This window comes from Ornithinibacillus bavariensis (assembly GCF_050433565.1).
Lineage (GTDB): Bacteria > Bacillota > Bacilli > Bacillales > Amphibacillaceae > Ornithinibacillus > Ornithinibacillus bavariensis.
On sequence record NZ_JBNPWZ010000005.1, the window covers coordinates 171,613 to 193,227 of the forward strand.

Sequence of the window (21,615 nt, forward strand, 5' to 3'; positions counted from 1 at the left end):
TGGCGTTTATGGTGGACTTAACGGGTCCTTTTAAAGATGCTTTACATATTATCCGAACAATAGAATGTGCTGGGCATCAGGCATATTTTGTCGGAGGATGTGTTCGCGATTTAATTTTAAATCGAACGATAGGTGATATTGATATAACGACATCTGCTACCCCCGATGTTATTCAAGGATTGTTTGCTAATGTAATTCCAGTAGGGATTGAGCATGGAACCGTTATCGTTCGCTATAATAAAACATCCTATGAGGTAACTACTTTTCGAGTTGAAGGGGAGTACTCTGATGGAAGACATCCAGATTCCGTATCCTTTATTGATCAACTTGATAAGGACCTTGAACGCAGAGACTTTACGATGAATGCTCTTGCTATGAATAAGAGTGGCGATATTGTCGATTTATTTGGTGGAAAAGCTGATTTAAAAAAAAGAGTAATTCGAACAGTTGGTGATGGGAAAAAGAGATTCAAAGAGGATCCGCTTCGAATCTTACGTGCACTGCGGTTTTCTAGCCAATTAGGGTTTGACCTTTCTACTGAAACAATTCAAGCTATAGTAAGTGTCAAGGCTGAGATAGAAGGACTTGCAGTTGAACGAATAACAAAGGAATTAGAAAAGCTTTTTGCTGGTGATCATGTCAAAATGGGATTACAATATGTTAGCGAATTACAGATTGAAGAACATTTACCTGTCTTTCAAACCTATTCACCTGTAGAAAAATTCCTTCATCATATAAAACCATTGCATTCATTAGCTGAAGTAATTTGTTTACTACATCAGATGAATCCAGATATCGATATCCGCTATATTGTTAAGGCATGGAAATGCTCTAATCATACTTGGAAGACTGCTGAAAGACTAAATGAGGCTTTGGAGTATGGGAAGATTCATGGTATCGATAGATGGCTTGCTTATCTTTTGTTACCAGACCTGCACGAAGCATATTGTCGTTTAATGGATATCATTAATTCGAATACAATTGATTGTACTCTCTTGCATAAGTTAAAAGCAGAACTTCCCATTTCATCAAGACAGGAAATGCTGATAAATGGAAATGATATAATTGAAATGTACCCCACTAGGAATAGGGGACCATGGATACAAAAGAAATTAAATGAATTAGAGAAACAAATAGTATTAGGTAATATTAATAATGAGAAATCTACATTAAAGGATTGGGTAAAATGGAATCCACCAGAAGTAAATTAATTAAGCTATTATCATTACAAGATGATAATTATATATCTGGTCAAGAAATATCAGATAAACTAAAAATTTCACGAAGCGCCATTTGGAAGCATATGAAAGAGCTAGAAAAGGATGGTTATGAAATTGAAGCTAAGCGAAACAAGGGGTATCGTATTCTTGGTTCACCAAATAAAGTGAGCGAGAACACCATCCAATGGGGATTAGAAACCAACTGGCTAGGGAAAAAGGTTATCCATAAAGCTTCTACCCCCTCTACCCAGATTGTTGCTCATCAGCTTGCACAAGAAGGTGCAGGTCATGGCACAGTTGTTATAGCTGATGAACAAACAGCCGGAAAGGGTAGATTAAGTCGAGATTGGTATAGTGCTAAAAATAAGGGAATATGGATGAGCATTATTTTAAGACCAAATATTTTGCCGTATTTAGCTCCGCAACTTACATTACTGACTGCTACTGTATTAGCAGACGTCTTTCAAAAGAAATTACAGTTAGCTCCAAAGATTAAATGGCCAAATGATATTATTTTAAATGACAAGAAAGTATCTGGTATCTTAACCGAGATGCAAGCAGAGCAAGATAAAATAAATTATGTCATAATAGGATTTGGTATTAATGTAAATCATGAACAAAAGGAATTACCGAATACCATTATTAACCGAGCTACCTCTCTAAAAATTGAAACTGGTCAAGCATGGGAAATTATTGATCTAATTCAACGTATTCTTGCCACTTTTGAAGAGAAATATGAAGAATATATGTCTAAAGGCTTTCCTATCGTAAAACAAAACTGGGAACAAAATGGCTATCGAATAGGTGAGAAGACCAAAATTAAATCCTTTCAATCGGTTGATGAAGCGGTTATTATGGGAATTGCTGATGACGGAGCATTACTTGCAAAATATCAAGATGGCGAAGTAAAGAAGATTTATTCTGCAGAGATTGATTGGTTTAAGACTGAAAAGTTCTAACGATAGATAGAAACAAGGTGGTGATAGGATTGGATCGTTTTGTCGTAATAGATCTCGAAACAACGGGAAATGTCGCAGCAAAACAAGATAAAATCATAGAAGTAGGAATCGTTGTAGTTGAGGATGATCAAATTACAGAGGAATTCTCGACGATGGTCAATCCTGGGATAAATATACCACCCTTTATAACAAGATTAACTGGAATAACAGATGAAGATGTTAAGGATGCACCAACATTCTCTGATATAGCAGATACAATTACAGCAATGTTTGAAAATAGCTATCTCGTAGCCCATAACGTACCTTTTGATTTAGGGTTTTTGAATGCGGAGCTTGCTGCAATCGGTAAAAGAAGCTTAGGGAATCCAGTATTGGACACAGTAGAATTAACGAGGATATTATTCCCTCAGGCACCTGGTTTTAAACTGGGAATATTAGCCGATTATTTAGGCATAGAACACGATAATCCCCACCGTGCTCTGTCTGATGCGTATGTGACTGCAAAGCTTTTAATTAAATTAAAACATAAAGTATCCACATTGCCTTATGAAACATTAGAGCATCTATTAAAATTGGAGAAAGTGTTAAAGTCTGATTTATTTCAGCTATTTTCCAATCGTATGGAAGAATTAGCATATCAGGCTGTGGATGAAGGTGAGATAATTATACATAAGGGGCTCGCTTTTCGTAATGTTCTAGTTGATAAGAGGGAGGCCATTACGGTTTCTTCATCCTATGGGGATTATTTAGATTCCGTGTACGAAGAAGATGGTACAATGGCTCAAAACATGAAGAAATATGAGAAGCGAGTAGGACAGCGAGTAATGTCTGAACATATTTATGATGCCTTTCAAACGAAGAAGCATGCATTAATTGAAGCGGAAACGGGGACAGGTAAATCTTTAGCGTATTTATTGCCCACTGTTTATGAAGCTGTTAGAACCAATAAGCGAATTGTTATCAGTACCTATACAACGCAATTACAATCACAATTATTGGAGCATGAAATTCCATTAATTAAGAGGTTGGTCGATTTTCCTTTTAAAGTCACACTTCTAAAGGGTAAGCAACATTATATAAGTGTTGAAAAATTTGCTAATGAACTCCACAATCACCAGCAGGATAATTATGATATTGCATTAACAAAAGCAATGATTCTGGTGTGGTTATTAGAAACAGAAACAGGAGATATAGATGAACTACATCTACCATCTCATGGTAAGTTATTTTATAAGCGTATTTCAGCCGACTCTGAAGGAAGACCTGACCCAACTTCACCATGGTATAAGTATTCATTTTATCAGAAGGCACGGAGAAGAGCTCAAGCTGCTGACATTATAATTACCAACCATGCTTTATTATGCACGGATATGTTTAATGATTATCAATTTCTTCCTTCGTATGATAAGGCGATTATTGATGAAGCACATCATTTGGAGGAAACAGTATCAAAACATTATGGGCTAAAATTAGACTATGTTAATATGCAACATGCACTTAATCAAATAGGTAGTATCGGAGATGGAAATTGGCTTGATCAAATTCTTTTTAACAATCCTTCGATTGAGGAAAAATTGCCAAAGGATCGCTGGAATGACCTGTTGTCTTTAGCAAAGTATGAAATGGATGATTTCTTTCGGACCATTTTTCAATATGTACTTGACCAACCTGGAAATCAAAAGGTGTTAAGTGATGTTGGTCGTATACAGTATCGATTCGAAGAAGGAAAAGAGAAGGAAAGATATTGGAATATCATTAAAGAAATGGCGACTAGAATAATTTTCTATCTCCGTGATCTTATTCATTTTTTGACCATTACATCAAAAGCATTAACGGATAAAAATGCAATCGAGGAAACACAGCTTCGAATTGATATACTACAATCGTTTATTGATGGGCTGGAACATTTATTCCTAATGGATAATGATACTAAAGATGTTAGGTGGATTGAAATTGAGGCATATGGAGCGAAAAATGCTGTATATCTCTATAGTGAGCCTATACATGTGGCAACGATTTTAGCGGAGTGTTTTTTTGATGTGAAGGAAAGTGTTATTTTAACTAGTGCGACTTTAACAATGAAAAATTCGTTTCAATATATACAAAAGAGATTAGGTCTCTCCAGTGATCGTCTTGAGACTCAAAAAATTCCATCTCCTTTCTCTTATGTTGATCAGGTCAGAGTAATGGTTCCAAATGACTTTCCAGATGTAACCTACGGTAATACAGATGATTTCATTCATGCAACTTGTGAAACAATTCTATCCCTTGCAGAAATAACAGGTGGGAGGATGCTTGTCTTATTTACCTCTTATGATATGCTTAAGAAATCGTATTATTTGTTAAAAGAATCAATGGAGAGCGAGAAATATGTCTTAATTGCACAAGGTATTTCTAGTGGTAGTAGGGAGAGGCTTAAGAAGAACTTCCAAACCTTCGATCAATCCATATTACTTGGAACAAGCTCTTTTTGGGAAGGTGTAGATATTCCTGGAGATGATTTGTCATGTTTAATGATTGTTCGGTTACCATTCCAGCCACCGAATCACCCAGTTTATGAAGCAAAATCCATAGCAATGAAAAATATTGGAGAGAATGCTTTTTATGATCTTTCTTTACCGAATGCAGTAATTCGATTTAAGCAAGGATTTGGACGACTTATTCGATCGAATAATGATAGAGGAATCGTATTTATTTGTGACGCAAGAATAATAAAATCTCGCTATGGGAAGTATTTCACTGAATCTATACCACAAGTACCTATTGCTTTCAATTCAACTTCAGAGCTAATGAAAAAAGCGCTCGATTGGTTCTAAAAAAAATACTGATGCAAAGAGCATCAGTAAGCAGGATGGTATGGTGTTTAGAAATTTTTGGTTGAAATAAATAAAAACAAAACAAAAATCAAGAATTGCTTGGTATAATGTATGTGTTTCATCTTATTTAAGTTCAACTTTACTTATAGTATAGACGTATAGCTGGTATCTATGTTTAGTAATAATTGATAATTATAACAGTAAATTAAATGTATAGCTGAATTCGGAGGGTTTATGATGATGCTACAAGCAAAATTAAAACTATATAAATGGATATGGAGAGAATAGAAGTTGGCTCGAAAACAACTTTTTATGAATAAACGATCGTTTGAGTTACCCTCGGTAGTTAAATGGATATTACTTATTTTACTGATATTGTTTCTTGCTGTTATAATTTTTTTAATCGTCTTATATAACCAAATACAGGACGGCAAAACTGCAGGCTTCCAAGTGGCTGAACAGAGAGTCATTCAAGAAAGCTCTATTATTGATATTTTAAAAACGTCTAGGTTCTTTGGTGAGAGTGGTTATCATGTAATTTACGGTAAGACAGACGATAAGGTAACACAAATTGCATTTGTACCTGATGACAAGGAACAAAAAATTACGATAGTGAACGAAGATGAAACCATTTCGTCTGATGAGGTAATGCAAAACTGGCAGCAGGGCTGTAAAAACTGTAGTCTCATCAAAATAGTTCCTGCAATATTAAAGGATACCCCATTATGGGAAATAAGTTATCAGGATGAAGCAAATCGCTATGTATTAGAATATGTTTCCATTTATGATGGTTCTCAGTATGAGGAATTTCGTTTTAAGAAAATGTTCCAATAAGAGGTGATTTCGTAATGGATATTGCAAAACGAGTACAAACATTAACACCTTCAACTACTTTAGCTATAACAGCGAAAGCCAATGAGCTAAAGCAAAATGGTTTTGACGTAATCGGGCTAGGAGCGGGTGAACCAGATTTCAATACTCCCGATTACATCATAGATGCTGCTATAAAAGCAATGGAGGCGGGAAAAACAAAATACACTCCAACCGGCGGTATACAGGAGTTAAAGCTAGCTATTATTGAAAAACTAAAACGTGATAATAATCTTTCATATAAATCGGATGAAATTATAGTAACTTCCGGTGCAAAACATGCACTATATACACTATTTCAAGCGTTATTAAATGAAGGTGATGAGGTAATCGTTCCTGTCCCATATTGGGTTAGCTACCCAGAACAAATTAAGCTGGCAGGAGGTACGCCAATTTATGTGCCAGCTCTTGAAGAGAATGAATTTAAAATCTCTCCAAAACAATTAGAAGATGTTATCACACATAAAACAAAGGCTATTATTATTAATTCGCCAAGCAATCCAACAGGGATGATGTACACGAAGGACGAGTTAGAGGCATTGGGTGAAATCTGTATAAAGCACAATATCTTAATTGTTTCAGATGAAATATATGAAAAACTTATTTATTCAGAGGATAGACATATTTCAATCGCAGGATTATCATCGGATTTAAAGGAGATAACCATTGTTATTAATGGGGTCTCTAAGTCACATGCAATGACAGGGTGGAGAATAGGGTATGCAGCTGGTCCTTCGGCTATAATTAAGGCAATGACCAACCTAGCATCTCATTCAACTTCTAACCCTACCTCTATTGCTCAATACGCCGCATTAGCTGCATATCAAGCAGAAGTTGATCCAACCATGGAAATGAGGAAAGTATTTGCAGAAAGACTGGATGCGTTATATGATTTAATCATTAAGGTTCCAGGTATAACCTGTCAAAAGCCTAAAGGAGCATTTTATTTATTTCCGAACGTAGCTAATGCAGCAAAGATGAATGGATTTAAGAATGTGGATGATTGGGCGAGTGCTCTATTAGATGAGGAACGAGTTGCAGTTGTACCAGGATCAGGATTCGGAGCTCCAGATTTTATCCGACTTTCCTATGCTATTTCTAAGGAACAACTCGAAGAAGCGGCATCACGTATTCATCGTTTTGTTGAAAAACATCTTAAATAAACTGAGCAAATAATACCCTTAATACTAGCAAATTTTTGTCTATTGGAGGTAATTTTTTTGAAAACAACTATCGCACAAGTACCTGAATTTCAGGGGAAGGAAGTCACCATTGGTGCTTGGTTATCAAACAAGCGTTCTAGTGGTAAAATTGCATTTTTACAATTACGTGATGGGACTGGTTTTATTCAAGCAGTTGTTGCGAAAAATGATGTAAGTGAGGAGATATTCCAGCTTGCTAAGAACATGACGCAAGAATCTTCTATGTACATAACAGGAACAATTGTAGAAGATACTCGTTCAAAATTTGGCTATGAAATGCAAGTATCCAATATAGAACTAATTCACGAGTCAGTCGATTATCCAATTACACCTAAAGAACATGGTACAGAATTCTTAATGGATCATCGTCATTTATGGTTACGTTCCAAAAAACAGCATGCCATAATGAAAATTCGTAATGAAATTATTCGTTCCACTTATGAGTTCTTTAATGAAAATGGCTATGTAAAGATTGACCCACCAATTTTAACCGGTGCTTCGGCTGAAGGAACAACTGAGCTATTCCATACGAAATACTTTGATGAAGATGCTTATCTATCTCAAAGTGGACAGCTATATATGGAAGCGGCAGCGATGGCCTTTGGGAAAGTATTTTCTTTTGGTCCAACATTCCGTGCTGAAAAATCAAAAACACGCCGACATTTAATTGAATTCTGGATGATTGAACCGGAAATGGCATTTGTAGAACATGAAGAGAGCTTACAAATTCAAGAGAATTATGTTAGTTATGTTGTTCAATCTGTCCTTAAGAATTGCCAATTAGAGCTTGGCATTTTAGAGAGAGACATTACAAAGCTTGAAAAGGTAAAAGCGCCATTCCCACGTATCTCTTATGATGACGCCATTCAATTATTAAAAGATAAAGGATTCACAGATATTGAATGGGGAGAAGATTTCGGTGCCCCACATGAAACTGCAATAGCTGAGAGCTTTGATAAACCAGTATTTATTACGAATTATCCGGCAAAAATTAAAGCATTTTATATGAAGCCGGATCCTAATCGTGAAGAGGTTGTACTCTGTGCAGATTTAATTGCACCTGAGGGTTATGGAGAAATTATTGGTGGCTCCGAGAGAATTAATGATTTAGATCTTATGAAACAGCGATATGAGGAGCATGGTTTAACTGGTCCAGCATATGAATGGTATCTAGAATTAAGGAAATATGGAAGTGTTCCTCATTCTGGATTTGGTTTAGGACTAGAACGAACAGTTGCATGGATTTCTGGTGTTGAACATGTTCGTGAAACTATTCCATTCCCAAGATTATTAAATCGCTTATATCCTTAATAACTTTTCTAAAAACTGGCTGTCTCAGTAGTAACGAGACAGCCTTCTTTTTAAGCCAAGAATCCATTGGACATGCTATACTAGTATTGAGGTGCAATTACATGACAAATTCATTACCATTTCAACATATATTAACCAATCAGGTTGTCATTCCTAATTTATTACTACAAAAGTATAATAAATTAGGATTGGATGAGAAAGAATTAGTACTACTCATTCAGATACATCGATCTATCTCTAATGGGAATTATTTCCCAACTTTGCAAGAATTGACGAGCATGTTAACAATAGATGAACAAACGTGTTCGCGATTACTAAGAAAATTAATTCAGAAGGGCTTCTTAAAAATAGAGCGGCAGGAAAATAGTCAAGAACAATGGAGTGAGGCATATTCACTTGAACCATTATGGGAGAAGTTATTTGAACCTATGAAGGAAGAGAGGATTCAAAACGAAGACGGTTCTTTATTTATTCTGTTTGAACAGGAATTCGGAAGACCGTTATCACCCTTTGAGATCGAGACCGTTAACCTATGGCTAGATGAAGACAAACTTTCACCTGCATTAATAAAAGCAGCATTACGTGAATCTGTACTAATGGGAAAGCTGAATTTCAAATATATGGATCGAATTCTTAGGGAATGGAAAAAGAAGGGGATACATACAGTTGAACAGGCTAGAGAAGCCACGAAAAAGTTTCATGATCATCAAGCAACGAAATATACAAATACGACAACGAAGAAAAGGGACACTTCCTTTTATTACAATTGGCTAGAGGGAGAGGAATAATGTTAAACAAGAAGCAAATTAGATATTGTTTAGATGAAATAGCTAAGATGTTTCCTAACGCAGAATGTGAATTAGAGCATGCTAATCCATTTGAATTAGTGATAGCGGTAGTATTATCGGCACAATGCACCGATGCACTAGTCAATAAGGTAACTAAGGATTTGTTTAAAAAATATCAAACACCAGAAGATTACCTCAAAGTACCGCTAGAAGAATTACAAAATGATATTAAGTCAATCGGTTTATTTCGCAATAAAGCTAAAAACATTCAAAAGCTTTGTAAGTCTCTCATAGAGGAATACGGAGGCGAGGTTCCGCACTCAAAAGAAGAACTGATCAAATTAGCTGGGGTAGGAAGGAAGACTGCAAATGTAGTTGCTTCAGTTGCCTTTGGAGAACCAGCAATTGCAGTTGATACGCATGTCGAAAGAGTCTCAAAACGACTAGGTATATGTAAATGGAAAGACTCTGTATTAGAAGTGGAAGAGACCCTCATGAAGAAAGTACCTATGGAAGAGTGGAGTGTTACACATCACCGCTTAATTTTCTTCGGACGCTACCATTGTAAAGCAAAAAATCCCAACTGTCCAGAGTGTCCATTACTTGATATTTGTCGAGAAGGGCAAAAGAGAATGAAAGAAAGATAGATAAGAAAAAAGCTATCAACATTAGGAAAAACCTAATGTTGATAGCTTTTATTTATGATTCTTCATTTTCATCATCACTAGGAGGACTTGTATCAGTTTCATCTCCAGGATCTGGTTCGGTATTTTGGTTACCTGGTATTTGAAGTGTTACCTGACGTGTTTCACTACGACTACCTTGGTTTGCACCATTCTTACCTATAGCGGTAACATAGATCGTATAGCTTTGACCAGGTTCAAAGTTACCACTTATTTCAATACCCTTTGAATAAACCATCTGTGTACCACCTTGTGGGCCCTCTACTCTTACTTCATAGGAAGCAGGAGGTCCATTATAGCCCCATGATACATCAATGATGGACTTATTAGGATCGTATACAGCAGATAAATTATCTACTGGTTTAATTGGAGTTTCTGGTTCTTCCTCTTTAATATTAACGGTAACTGTTTGTGGTTCACTACGAACTTTATCATCATCCTTTAAGAATGCTATAACCTGAATCGTATAGTTTGAATCACCGCTTACCTCTGTGATATCAATCTTTTTATCATCGGTTGTGGATAGGACTTTCATCGCACCACCATCTACACTAGCAGCAACTTCGAACGAGACATCTTTATCAGAGTCATATTTCCATTCAACTTTTATTGCATTTTTTTCTTTTTGGTAATCTGCCTTCAAACCGGATACAGGGTCTAGCTTATCGTATTTCTCAGATGATTTTTTAGGTTCTGTTCCTTTTACAAACAGTTCTGTTACTATTTGAGAATCAGGCGTATATTCACTAGGTAAAGCAGCAGGATTAGATCCTTTTTCTACTTTAACCTTTACTACAGAATCTGGCATCTTATAGTCTGCAGTCTCAACACCCTTGGATAGTTCACTCATTGTTTGTTTGAATAGGGCATGTGCCACATATTTTTCACTATTCATAGTTCGTTTGTCTTTATCATATCCTACCCAAACGGCCATGGTGTAGTTGGTTGTATAACCGGCAATCCAAGAGTCTTTAACACCTTCGACATCCTTTAAGTTAGTTGTACCTGTTTTAGCTGCTACAGGTAGACCAGGTATTCTTGCAGGGCCACCTGATGAACCTTGAGATAAAGCGGTTTTTAACATATCCGTTATCATAAACGCAGTATAATCTGACATGGCAACCTTAGGCTCTGGTGTTAAATCCACCGTCTGATCGTTAGGGAAGACAACCTTAGAGACTGCATATGGCTCATTACGTATACCTTCATTGGCAAATGCTTGATATGCCCCCGCTAATTGAAGTGGGTTTACAGTAGTGTCTGCACCACCAATAGCATCAGTTAATTTTGGTTTCCCATCAACAAATTCAATACCAAGATTATTCGCGAATTGCTGTGATTTATCATAACCAACATCCACTAAGGTCTTTACAGCAGGTACGTTTAGTGATTCTTGAAGCGCATATCGCGCAGTCATCCAACCTTGGTAAGTACGGTTCCAGTTTCGAATTACTTGCCCATTACTTCCAGCAATTTCGTACGGCTTATCATCATTTATTTGCTGATAGGTGGACATTTTATTGTATTCAATAGCAGGACCATAAGCAACAATTGGTTTAAAGGTTGAACCTGCCTGGTTTCCACCTTGTATTGCGTAATTAAAGCCATTCTTATAATTCCTATCTCCACCAATAGCAAGAATTGCTCCTGTTTTTGAATCTAGGACTACCATACCAGCATGTAGGTCATCATTCGGGTATGCAACAGGATTATTAGCGTCATCAGAAAGTAAAAATTCTACATGATCTTGTGCATCCTTATCTAACGTAGTATAGATTTGCAGACCATCAGTATAAATATCGGCACCTTCAAGCTTTTGTTCAACCTCTCTCTGAACCTGTTGAATGAAGGCATCATACGGCTTAGGATCAGGTTTTTCTTTTACCAGAAGGGAAGGGATATCAGTCTTAAGTGCTTCATCCGCTTCAGCCTGTGTTATTTTGTTATGACGTACCATTAAAGTTAATACTGTTTTCATTCTTTCCTTTGTTAAATCAGGATTTTTAAATGGATCGTATGCCGATGGACGCTGTGGTAATCCAGCTAGGATAGCAGCCTCTGCTAATGTTAAATCATGTAAATCAGTTTTACCAAAATACGTTTCTGCAGCTTTAGCTACACCGTATGCACCAGCTCCGTAATAAATTTTATTAAGATACATTTCAAGGATTTGTTCTTTCGAATATTTCTTTTCTAATTTCAATGCGAGCCATTGTTCCTGTACTTTTAATTTGATTTTCTTTTCATTCGAAAGGAAGTATCCTTCTACCACCTGTTGTGTAATCGTACTAGCACCTTCTGATCCAAATCCATTTCGAACATTACCTATAATTGCTCCACCAATACGTCTGATATCAATACCAGGATGTTTAAAAAATCTCGCATCCTCTGTAGCAGTAACGGCATTAATTAATTTCTCAGGTAAGTCATCAAAGGTAATTTTTGTTCGTTTAATGTCTCCTAAGTCAGCAATCAATTCACCATCTTGATCATAAACTTTAGAAGAAAGTGGATCTGTTAATTTCGACGTATCAAGATCAGGAGCTGTGGCAATATAATAAGTAAATAACCCAGCTACTCCAAGTCCAATAATTAAACATATGATAAAGAATATTTTTATTATTTTTTTCCAAGTAGGTTTCTTTTTGGCCTTTTTTTGTTTTCGTCGTGCAGTGCGACTTTGGCTGTTTTCTGCCATTTCTCACTACCTCCAATCTAGAAATAAAGCTGATCAATTATTGTTAAGTAATCAACTCTTGTTTGATATTTAAAAGGTATTTCATGGCCTTTAAGCTTGATATCAATGTATGGTATTGATTTTCTACCATCTGCCTCTTTTTCATACCAATAGGGCAGTAATTCTTTTGCTTCTAGAAGATATGTTTCACTATAAAATGAAAACCGTATAATCATAAAGCAGATTCCACCATGCTTTACTACAGATTCCATATGGTTTATTTGATGGTCGTGAATATTAGCTAGTGGAAAAGATGTTTTGTTTTTTGTTTCTTTTGCTTCAAAATCGACGTATCGATTTCGATATATGCCATTATAATCCGTAGTTGATGCCTGTTTAAAATAAGCTTCAGTTATAACAGCAGCACTTCTTTTTGGATAATTTACTTTTACAATTTGTACAGGTGTTGGCTTTTTGTGTATCACTGCTAGATCCATATCTAAATAATACTGGTTGGTGCTATTAATATCCTCTTCCAGTGTCATTCCTCGATTTGAAAATGAGTGATTCATTGGGCTGCTTTTAACTGCTCGTTTTCCATTCGGATAATTCATGGTTATGCCTCCTAGCATAATACAGTATCATAACAGAAAAATGCCTGCATGGTAACTATAATCTCATAAATTCATAGAATAGGCAGGATTTATCAATGAATATGATTAGGAATACTGAGGATTACATCTATTATATAATAAATAAAACAAGGAAGCATAATATAGACAACATTTCTAGGACAAAAGCTTATCAGCGTTTTTATTTTAAGTACCCAGAAATAAAATGGGCACTTCTTGCAAGTATTGTCTCAAGAAATGCAGGTTGGAATATGACTGATTTATATTTAACCCCATACAAAGAGATACTGGGAGAACACCAGCGAATGCGTCTATTTATGACCTACGAGCGAGCAAATTGGCTTATATTTTCAGATGCATACCCACAGCTCATACTATATGAAATATCTCTTCGCCAGAACAGGCCATTATTTCATCTCCTAAGTGAAATACAGGTATCTAATTTTATGATTCAGGAATGGAATTATTTTTGGAAAAATAAAGATAGGAATCGATTAATGACTTCGCTGATTATTAATGAACAAAATGTTATTCAAAAGCCTGTTATCGCGCAACCCTTTTTTAAAAAGAAGGTCTTTTTATCGGTACCGTATCAATTACAAAATTATATCATGTTAAATGCAGTTCTTCTCCCTACTTTAAATGGGAAAATCTATGGTGGGTATGTTCGTGGATTTACCAATCTTACAAATCGTATCACATTAGGTAAAAGACTAGCATCCCAATTATTTCATCCGGGCATACATAAAGAAATCCTGGATTTTATCCGTTTTGTTGAACACACAGGAAGTAGATACGATTATGAAAAATACACCTATTATCATTTCCCTAAAAGCCCATTATTAAGGACAATTTATCCTATTATCGACCACCAAGATATTATACGTAACGACTGGCTGGAATTAAGGGGGATAAGAAATAAATGGCCTCTTTCCCTTACCGAAGAGCCTATTGAAATTGGAAAGTCATATTATCGGAAAAGGAATATGGTATTTGCTTATTATCACATGAAAAAGTTATTTTAATGAAAATAGGATTTGCTGAAAATGCAAATCCTTTAAGTAATACGTAACTTCTGAAACGGTAAGCTTTTGTATAAATACTTAAATTTTAGTTACAAGTGTTCTTGCTTTCTAACTTAAGTAGAAGGACGGTTAGGGCCATTGAGCTTTTTATCTCCAGATTTTAATGGTTTTCCATTAAGTACTTCTTTTTGTTTGTTTTTCTGTTTGTCTTTCATAATAAAACCTCCTTTTTTGCTTAGTTTGTCTTAAAAGTAAAAAAAAATGAGTTTATCCACTACTTTTGTATATTAGCAACTACTTTTGTCGAAGGGGCAGGAGATGGTGAGATAGCTATAGAATTAAGCTATTAAATGATAGTAGGAGTGATGATATGGGTCTTGCTTTGAGAAAAGATAATATTCAAAACGGAGTGGCGCGAAAGGATTTTGAAGCCGCATTACATGTTATTGGAGACAGAGCACGTTTGGCAGAACAAAAACTTACTTTAAAAATTGATGAGGAAGTGCAGCTTTCCTTTCTTAATCAGAAGAAAGCAATTGAACAAGCAACAGTATTCGTACGCGAGCTTCATGTTAAATGAAGCTTTTTTTATTTTTTCCTCAAGTTCATATTGATGCAAATATTAGAAAAGAAATGGTACATTATTACTATAGAATGAAAGAATTGAGGAATCATGATGGAATTAACCGAATATACCATACAGCTTAAAAAGTATCTTCAAGATTTAAAGCAGGTATTTGAAGAAAATAATCCACCAGAAGACCGTAGAGACAAAGAATTCTTTGTTATGGTAAAGAAAAAGACATCACCCATTTATGATTTGTTGGAGATTTGGCAAGAACTTGCTTTAAAATTCATAAAAGAGAATAAGATCAGTGTACATCCAAATCAAATTGTATCGACTAAAGAAAATATGGAGCTTTTATTAATGCATAGCTACTACATTGATGTTAGAAGAAGAAGATACATGGAATTAAATCAATCTGTTCTTTATGTTTTGGATCAACTTTTACGTGCAATAGAGTCTTAATACTCATCTATCTTTACATTTTTTGCAACTTTTACTATAATTAGCTTCCACACTTAATGAAGGGGATGAGGTTTTGTCTAAAAAAGTTCTTATAGATAAAGCTATAGAAATGAGAGAACAGGCTTACGTACCTTATTCAAATTTTCCTGTTGGAGCGGCTTTATTAACTAAATCTGGGAAAATTTATACAGGATGTAATATTGAAAATGCAGCTTTTCCTGTTTCTTTATGTGCTGAACGTGTAGCAATCTTTAAAGCTATATCAGAAGGGGAAACTGATTTTGTAGAGATGGCCGTTGTGGCAGATACAGAACGACCAGTACCACCTTGTGGTTCATGTCGACAAGTAATGAGTGAGTTTTTTGATCCTGATATGGTAATTCATCTGACAAATTTACGAATAAACACATTGTCGACTACAATGGATGAATTACTTCCATTCTCATTTAAAAAATCTGATATGGAAAAGTAATACATAGCAAACGAAAGAAAAGTAAGAGGACTGAGTGTTCAGCTTCTTACTTTTTTGCTATAATAAAAAAGGAGACTCGTACATATAGTTAAATAACATGAAATAATAATAACTAATGACATCAAGTACAGATGAAATAAATGAGGTGAAACTGAGTGAATGGAAATCAAATTAAACTTAGTGGCAAGGATATTTTAGAAAAAGATTTTAAAACCGCTATGAGAGGTTATAACCAAGAGGAAGTTGATGAATTTCTAGACATCGTTATTCAAGATTACGAAGCTTTTACACAAGAGATTGATCGATTGAAACAGGAAATTATTCGTTTGAAAAAATCGAGTGAAAATCAAGTGAAAACTAGATCAGCAAGTGGAGCACCACAGGTTAACTATGATGTTTTAAAGCGACTTTCAAATTTAGAAAAGGCAGTTTTTGGCAGTAAATATGCCAATGCAGATTCCTAGTTTCTAACTTTTTTTACCAATGAAAAACAAATAAGTTTATGTTAGAATATAGGATAGTTAATAATTAAATACTCATGTAATCGCTGCATGATTCATGTAGAGGAAAGTCCATGCTCACACAAACTGAGATGTTTGTAGTGTTCGTGCTTGATGAATTCATAAGTCAAGGTAACCTATTTTGGTTAACGGCAGGTGAAGTTCCTAAGTCATACGATATGGAATTATATCCTTGAAAGTGCCACAGTGACGTAGCTAAAGTGGAAACACTTTAGGTGGAACGCGGTAAACCCCACGAGTGAGCAACCCAAATAATGGTAGGGGCATCCTTTAGTAGGGAAATGAACCGAACGAGGGACAGGTTACTGCCTGTAGATAGATGATTACACCCTGTGTACGAGGCCGACCACCGTTAGTAGTACAAATGGGACAGAACATGGCTTATCGAGTATTTAATGGTCTTACAAGGATTGGAACATAACCTTTCTGTATTATATAATGCAGAAAGGTTATTTTATTTTTCTTGGTGTGGTAAACTATTGTTGTTTAAAAACCATTTGAAGGGAATTTATCGATGGCTCAGAAAATCAAATTGATTGCTACAGCTGCTATGGGGTTAGAGGCAGTTGTTGCAAACGAAGTACGTAATTTAGGTTATGAAGTACAAGTAGATAATGGTAAAGTAATTTTTGATGCCCCAATTTCAGCAATCCCTAGATGTAATCTTTGGCTAAGGACTGCAGATCGGATAAAATTGGTCGTAGGGGAATTTAAAGCAACAACATTTGATGAATTATTCGAAGGTACAAAAGCATTACCGTGGGAAAATTACATAAGTGAGGATGGACAGTTTCCTGTTTCCGGGAAATCAGTTAAATCAACTTTACATAGTGTTCCAGATTGCCAAAAGATTGTGAAGAAGTCTATCGCCGAACGTTTAAAAATTAAGTATGGAATGGCTTCAAAAATGCCAGAGACAGGTGACATGTATAAAGTAGAAGTATCTATACTTAAAGATATGGCATTGTTGACTATTGATACGTCAGGTGTTGGTTTACATAAAAGAGGTTATCGAGTTGGTCAAGGGGAGGCTCCACTTAAGGAAACCATGGCTGCAGCTTTAGTACTATTAACCAATTGGCAACCAGAATATACATTAATAGATCCATTTTGTGGTTCTGGAACCATTGCAATTGAAGCGGCATTAATCGGGCAAAATATTGCACCTGGATTTAACCGCGAATTCGATTCTGAAAATTGGAAGTTTATTCGCCCAAAATATTGGGAAGAGGCTTTCCTAGAAGCGGAGGATTTAGCGAAATACGATGAAAAGCTAGAGATTATTGGCAGCGATATCGACCATAAAATGATTACCGTCGCTAAAGAGAATAGTTTAGAAGCAGGACTAGGAGAGCTAATCACTTGGAAACAGATGCAAATTAGCGATTTGTCCATTAGAAATGACAATGGATATATTATCGGAAATCCACCATATGGACAACGATTGGGTGATCAAGAAACAGTTATACAGATCTATCAAGAATTCGGAAACATTATGAAGAAACATCCTTCATGGAGTGTTTATATACTAACAGCGTTTGAAGAGTTTGAAAAATATTATGGTCAAAAAGCAACTAAGAAGCGTAAGTTATTTAATGGTTTTATCAAGACTGATTATTATCAGTATTTCGGCAAGAAAATAGGGGAGTGAATAAGATGGCAACTATCAAAGAAACAGAAAAGGATTTTATGGATTTTTTAAAAGAACAAAATGCCTTACGTGAAGCTATTTCCTTAATTCAATGGGACTTACGGACAAAAATTCCCAAAAAAGGTGTAGAGCAACGATCTGAAGTAGTAGGATATCTTGCTCAAAAACTACATCAAATGCAAGTATCAGATAAAATGAAGAATTTCATTGATGAACTAAAGGAGCAAACAGCGGATCAATTAATTCAGAAATCTGTTCAGGAGTGCCTTGAAATTTATGAAAAGAACCAAAAAATACCTGAAAACGAATTTAAAGAATATGTGATGCTACAATCTAAACCAGAAGCTGTTTGGCAAGATGCAAGGGAGAATGCGAATTTTTCTGATTTCCAGCCTTACTTAGAAAAACTAGTAGATTTCAATAAAAAGTTTGCAAATTACTGGGGTTATGAGGAGAATATTTATGATGCATTACTTCAGAATTTCGAGCCAGGTGTAACGGTTAAAACATTAGATGAAGTCTTTCCTAAAGTTAGAAAGTCACTTACTGAGCTATTACAAAAAATTCAAGATAGTTCTGTAAAACCAGATACTTCTATTTTAACAACACATTTTCCAAAGAAGGACCAGAAGAATTTTTCAATTGAGATTTTAAATCGTATGGGCTATGATTTTGATGCTGGACGCTTGGATGATACGATTCATCCATTTGAAATTACACTTAATCTTAATGATGTCAGAATAACAACTCGTTATGATGAACAAGATTTTCGAATGGCAGTATTTGGTATCATTCATGAGGCAGGTCACGCCTTATATGAACAAAATATTGATAAGAAGTTAGAGGGAACTCCTTTAGCATCTGGTACTTCCATGGGAATTCATGAGTCCCAGTCTTTATTCTGGGAGAATTTCCTTGGCAGAAATAAAGTCTTCTGGGAATCCCATTATGATTTATTTAAGAACTATGCTCCAAGTGAATTTGATAAAGTTTCAGTAGTAGATTTTTATCAGGCTGTCAATGAGGTGAAACCTTCCTTTATTCGAATTGAAGCTGATGAATTAACGTATCCGCTTCATATCATGGTTCGCTATGAACTGGAAAAAGCATTGATCAATGGTGACATAGAAGTGAAAGAATTGCCACATCTATGGAATGAGAAGATGGTTGAATATCTTGGTATTAAGCCACCAACTGATCGAGAAGGAGTCTTGCAAGATATACACTGGGCTGGTGGAGATTTTGGTTATTTTCCATCCTATGCACTCGGGTATATGTATGCTGCTCAATTTCAGCATAAAATGAGTGAGACCTTGGATGTTGATGGTATCATTCGGTCAGGGGATTTTTCAAAGATACGCAACTGGTTAACAGAAAATATTCATCAGTATGGAAAGCTTAAAAAACCATTGGATATATTAAAAGATGTAACGGGTGAAGGCTTAAATCCGGATTATTTAGTGGATTATTTAACGACGAAATATCGTAATATTTATCAGTTTTAAGAACTATTAATAACCCTAAAAAGAAACTGCAATAAAGCAGTCCTTTTTAGGGTTAATTTTTACCTTCCGATTGGCCAATCGAATGGAGCAGATCCTACAGGAGAATGTTGGATAATGTCCATTACGGGAACTGAGTAAGCAGCTAAAATTAATACAAGAGTAATACCAATCCAGAGCTTCCAGTTCTCAAACCAAGCTGGGGTTGGTTCTGCATCTTCTTCCTCTGCTGCGATTGGGAATTCTTCTTCACCCTTTGGTGCAAAGAATGTTAGTTTAATAAAGATGTAAACCATTAAGATGATACCAATAAATAATATCGTTCCTCCAACAGCTTGAGCCATTTGATAGCCAATCCATGCATGAACCTGCTCTCCTCCACCATATTCAGAGAATGAAGAACGTCTAGGTCCACCTAATAGACCTTCAATATGCATTGCTCCAGACATTATTGTCATACCAACTGTCCAAATGATTGCTTGGATAATACCAAGGCGATTTAGATTTGGTGTGAGTTTTCTCCCTCTTAAATGAGGAATCAGCCAGTAGCTAATACCAAAGAAAGTCAACATAACAGTTGTTGCTACAGTTAAATGGAAATGTCCTGTAACCCAAATGGTATTGTGAACAACAGCATTCATTTGGTGTGAAGCGTTGATAATACCGCCAGCACCACCAGGGATGAAGGCAAGCATACCAATAAATGGAGCTAGGAAGCGTACATCCTTCCATGGTAACTTCTTAAACCATCCAAATAATCCTTTTCCACCTTTTCTACGACCAGTAGTTTCAAACGTTGCAAACAATGAAAATGCAGTCATTAAACTTGGGATTATTACCATAAATGTTAATACTACTTGAATGAATTTCCAGGTTGAATCAATACCAGGCTCTGTTAACTGGTGGTGAAATCCAACTGGAATGGAGAAGAATAAGAATAATACAAAGGACAATCTAGCTAAAGAATCACTAAAGATTTTTCCGCCGATAATTTTAGGGAGTATTGCATACCATGCCATATAAGCAGGTAACAACCAGAAATATACTAGCGGGTGTCCAAAGTACCAGAATAGTGTTCTACTTAATAGTACATTTATGGTTTCTGCATAGCCAAGAGACCATGGAATAAATTGTACTAAAACTGCAACTGCAACACCTAGAGAGGCAATAAACCATAATAGAGTATTGATTGTTACCATGAATGCAAGTAAAGGTGACTTCTCACCACGATGTGATTTTTTCCAAACGGCTAATTGACGCCAGTTTACAAAACCAGCTATCCAGCTACCTATAATAACAAGTGCAAGGCCAATATAAAATGCTGGATGTGCACGTAACGGTGCATAAAACGTATATAGAACACTTGCTTCCCCTAATAGAATAGTCGTCGCTGTCATAATGGTACCCATTACCATAATCCAAAATGCCACCCAAGCTACTCTACGTTGTTTAAGGGAAATACCAACAGTTTTACCCATCAATGAAAAATGAAAACCGATGATAAAGTATGTTGTTAAGACAAGACCTAAGATAACACCGTGCACGGTAAGTACTTGATAATAATCAATTCCAAAAGGTAGGGTGAATTTTCCAGATCGTACAAATACCTGAAGCAATCCCATTAATCCACCAATTAATAAGGCAATAAATGCTACAGAAATATAAGACATATAAAGCTTAGATTCCTGTTTTGAAATTGGTAATTCTTGAGTTAATTTTGTTTCCTTCATTTTCTTTGCCAGTTCCATTATTCATACACCTCCAAAGTGGCATACATCAAATGATGTCCAACTCCACAATATTCGTTACAAACAATTGTATACGTCCCTGGTTTATTCATAGCGACTTCTAAGCTACTAATGTATCCCGGTTCTACCATCATATTTACATTCGTTCCAGCGACATTAAATCCATGTATCACATCTTTTGACGTTGCCTGAAATAATACTTTGGAGCCTTTAGGAATTCGAATATGTTTAACTACATTTCCTTCCTCATCTTTTCCTAGATCATAATTAAAAGCACTAGCGGCAACATTGATGATGTACTTATCATCATCCACTTTTGTTAAACCAAGGTTCTCTGGTTTAAATGCTTCATTAGATTCGATGTTATTTTGATCAATAGTAACTCCGTGACTTTGTGGATGTGTCCCTTTGTAGAAGGCACCATAACCTAGAACAATTAAGAAAATAACTAAAGCGCCAATTCCAAATGTCAGCCAAATTTTTTCATACTTATGCAAATGCATCGTCC

At 35.7% G+C, this 21,615-nt stretch carries 19 protein-coding genes and 1 other RNA gene; 16 read left to right on the forward strand and 4 right to left on the reverse strand.

The features are described from left to right. Positions 1-8 precede the first annotated feature (8 nt). From HNR27_RS11030 to nth, 8 genes are all read left to right on the forward strand, one after another. Positions 9-1,211: a CCA tRNA nucleotidyltransferase gene (locus HNR27_RS11030; RefSeq protein WP_429339760.1), complete on the forward strand. Its 1,203-nt coding sequence runs from the start codon at positions 9-11 to the stop codon at positions 1,209-1,211. Next, positions 1,187-2,179, forward strand: a complete 993-nt coding sequence (locus HNR27_RS11035) for a biotin--[acetyl-CoA-carboxylase] ligase (protein WP_429339761.1) — start codon at positions 1,187-1,189, stop codon at positions 2,177-2,179. The genes HNR27_RS11030 and HNR27_RS11035 overlap by 25 nt, the downstream gene beginning before the upstream one ends. Before the next feature lie 20 nt (positions 2,180-2,199). After that, positions 2,200-4,995 (forward strand): ATP-dependent DNA helicase DinG, encoded by a 2,796-nt coding sequence (gene dinG, locus HNR27_RS11040; protein WP_429339818.1) that lies wholly within the window; start codon positions 2,200-2,202, stop codon positions 4,993-4,995. Between the two features lie 291 nt (positions 4,996-5,286). Further along, positions 5,287-5,829 (forward strand): cell wall elongation regulator TseB-like domain-containing protein, encoded by a 543-nt coding sequence (locus HNR27_RS11045; protein WP_429339762.1) that lies wholly within the window; start codon positions 5,287-5,289, stop codon positions 5,827-5,829. Positions 5,830-5,843: 14 nt separating this feature from the next. Then, on the forward strand, positions 5,844-7,028 hold the full coding sequence (locus HNR27_RS11050) for a pyridoxal phosphate-dependent aminotransferase (protein WP_429339763.1): 1,185 nt from the start codon (positions 5,844-5,846) through the stop codon (positions 7,026-7,028). Between the two features lie 57 nt (positions 7,029-7,085). Next, the gene (asnS, locus tag HNR27_RS11055) at positions 7,086-8,378 is read left to right on the forward strand and encodes an asparagine--tRNA ligase (protein ID WP_429339764.1); all 1,293 of its coding nucleotides are present in this window, start codon (positions 7,086-7,088) and stop codon (positions 8,376-8,378) included. 101 nt (positions 8,379-8,479) lie between these two features. Further along, positions 8,480-9,166 (forward strand): DnaD domain protein, encoded by a 687-nt coding sequence (locus HNR27_RS11060; protein ID WP_429339765.1) that lies wholly within the window; start codon positions 8,480-8,482, stop codon positions 9,164-9,166. Beyond that, positions 9,166-9,813, forward strand: a complete 648-nt coding sequence (gene nth / locus HNR27_RS11065) for an endonuclease III (protein WP_429339766.1) — start codon at positions 9,166-9,168, stop codon at positions 9,811-9,813. Before HNR27_RS11060 ends, nth begins: the two co-directional genes overlap by 1 nt. A 52-nt stretch (positions 9,814-9,865) precedes the next feature. Here the strand turns inward: nth and HNR27_RS11070 are convergent, their stop codons facing one another. Next, positions 9,866-12,547 (reverse strand): transglycosylase domain-containing protein, encoded by a 2,682-nt coding sequence (locus tag HNR27_RS11070; protein ID WP_429339767.1) that lies wholly within the window; start codon positions 12,545-12,547, stop codon positions 9,866-9,868. A gap of 17 nt (positions 12,548-12,564) precedes the next feature. After that, entirely contained in the window at positions 12,565-13,140 is a 576-nt protein-coding gene (gene recU, locus HNR27_RS11075) for a Holliday junction resolvase RecU (protein ID WP_429339768.1), read from the reverse strand. A 95-nt stretch (positions 13,141-13,235) separates the two neighbouring features. Here recU and HNR27_RS11080 point away from each other — a divergent pair, with 95 nt between their 5' ends. From HNR27_RS11080 to HNR27_RS11115, 8 genes are all read left to right on the forward strand, one after another. After that, positions 13,236-14,183: a DUF2515 family protein gene (locus HNR27_RS11080; protein WP_429339769.1), complete on the forward strand. Its 948-nt coding sequence runs from the start codon at positions 13,236-13,238 to the stop codon at positions 14,181-14,183. Positions 14,184-14,553: 370 nt separating this feature from the next. Beyond that, positions 14,554-14,763: a hypothetical protein gene (locus HNR27_RS11085; protein WP_212921891.1), complete on the forward strand. Its 210-nt coding sequence runs from the start codon at positions 14,554-14,556 to the stop codon at positions 14,761-14,763. Positions 14,764-14,856: 93 nt separating this feature from the next. Further along, positions 14,857-15,213: a DUF1798 family protein gene (locus HNR27_RS11090; protein ID WP_429339770.1), complete on the forward strand. Its 357-nt coding sequence runs from the start codon at positions 14,857-14,859 to the stop codon at positions 15,211-15,213. A 73-nt stretch (positions 15,214-15,286) separates the two neighbouring features. Then, positions 15,287-15,685 carry a cytidine deaminase gene (locus tag HNR27_RS11095; RefSeq protein ID WP_429339771.1) on the forward strand — a complete coding sequence of 133 codons (399 nt, stop codon included), beginning with the start codon at positions 15,287-15,289 and terminating at the stop codon, positions 15,683-15,685. Positions 15,686-15,840: 155 nt separating this feature from the next. Beyond that, positions 15,841-16,149, forward strand: coding sequence for a cell division regulator GpsB (gene gpsB / locus HNR27_RS11100; RefSeq protein WP_212921889.1), 309 nt, complete (start codon positions 15,841-15,843; stop codon positions 16,147-16,149). A 68-nt stretch (positions 16,150-16,217) separates the two neighbouring features. After that, positions 16,218-16,595, forward strand: an RNA gene (gene rnpB / locus HNR27_RS11105) — RNase P RNA component class B. A 125-nt stretch (positions 16,596-16,720) separates the two neighbouring features. Further along, on the forward strand, positions 16,721-17,857 hold the full coding sequence (locus tag HNR27_RS11110; RefSeq protein ID WP_429339772.1) for a THUMP domain-containing class I SAM-dependent RNA methyltransferase: 1,137 nt from the start codon (positions 16,721-16,723) through the stop codon (positions 17,855-17,857). A 5-nt stretch (positions 17,858-17,862) separates the two neighbouring features. Further along, positions 17,863-19,362: a carboxypeptidase M32 gene (locus HNR27_RS11115; protein WP_429339773.1), complete on the forward strand. Its 1,500-nt coding sequence runs from the start codon at positions 17,863-17,865 to the stop codon at positions 19,360-19,362. A gap of 59 nt (positions 19,363-19,421) precedes the next feature. Here HNR27_RS11115 and HNR27_RS11120 read toward each other — a convergent pair whose 3' ends face one another. Both HNR27_RS11120 and HNR27_RS11125 read right to left on the reverse strand, forming a co-directional pair. Then, entirely contained in the window at positions 19,422-21,107 is a 1,686-nt protein-coding gene (locus tag HNR27_RS11120) for a b(o/a)3-type cytochrome-c oxidase subunit 1 (protein ID WP_429339774.1), read from the reverse strand. Continuing rightward, the gene (locus tag HNR27_RS11125) at positions 21,107-21,610 is read right to left on the reverse strand and encodes a cytochrome c oxidase subunit II (RefSeq protein ID WP_429339775.1); all 504 of its coding nucleotides are present in this window, start codon (positions 21,608-21,610) and stop codon (positions 21,107-21,109) included. The genes HNR27_RS11120 and HNR27_RS11125 overlap by 1 nt, the downstream gene beginning before the upstream one ends. Positions 21,611-21,615 lie beyond the last annotated feature (5 nt).

Bases quoted from the DNA above. Each gene is read 5' to 3' on its own strand.
- HNR27_RS11030 (WP_429339760.1), top strand. From the start codon at position 9: ATGGTGGACTTAACGGGTCCTTTTAAAGATGCTTTACATATTATCCGA.
- HNR27_RS11035 (WP_429339761.1), top strand. From the start codon at position 1,187: ATGGAATCCACCAGAAGTAAATTAATTAAGCTATTATCATTACAAGAT.
- HNR27_RS11050 (WP_429339763.1), top strand. From the start codon at position 5,844: ATGGATATTGCAAAACGAGTACAAACATTAACACCTTCAACTACTTTA.
- HNR27_RS11060 (WP_429339765.1), top strand. From the start codon at position 8,480: ATGACAAATTCATTACCATTTCAACATATATTAACCAATCAGGTTGTC.
- nth (WP_429339766.1), top strand. From the start codon at position 9,166: ATGTTAAACAAGAAGCAAATTAGATATTGTTTAGATGAAATAGCTAAG.
- HNR27_RS11070 (WP_429339767.1), bottom strand. From the start codon at position 12,547: ATGGCAGAAAACAGCCAAAGTCGCACTGCACGACGAAAACAAAAAAAG.
- recU (WP_429339768.1), bottom strand. From the start codon at position 13,140: ATGAATTATCCGAATGGAAAACGAGCAGTTAAAAGCAGCCCAATGAAT.
- HNR27_RS11080 (WP_429339769.1), top strand. From the start codon at position 13,236: ATGAATATGATTAGGAATACTGAGGATTACATCTATTATATAATAAAT.
- HNR27_RS11085 (WP_212921891.1), top strand. From the start codon at position 14,554: ATGGGTCTTGCTTTGAGAAAAGATAATATTCAAAACGGAGTGGCGCGA.
- HNR27_RS11090 (WP_429339770.1), top strand. From the start codon at position 14,857: ATGATGGAATTAACCGAATATACCATACAGCTTAAAAAGTATCTTCAA.
- HNR27_RS11110 (WP_429339772.1), top strand. From the start codon at position 16,721: ATGGCTCAGAAAATCAAATTGATTGCTACAGCTGCTATGGGGTTAGAG.
- HNR27_RS11115 (WP_429339773.1), top strand. From the start codon at position 17,863: ATGGCAACTATCAAAGAAACAGAAAAGGATTTTATGGATTTTTTAAAA.
- HNR27_RS11120 (WP_429339774.1), bottom strand. From the start codon at position 21,107: ATGGAACTGGCAAAGAAAATGAAGGAAACAAAATTAACTCAAGAATTA.
- HNR27_RS11125 (WP_429339775.1), bottom strand. From the start codon at position 21,610: ATGCATTTGCATAAGTATGAAAAAATTTGGCTGACATTTGGAATTGGC.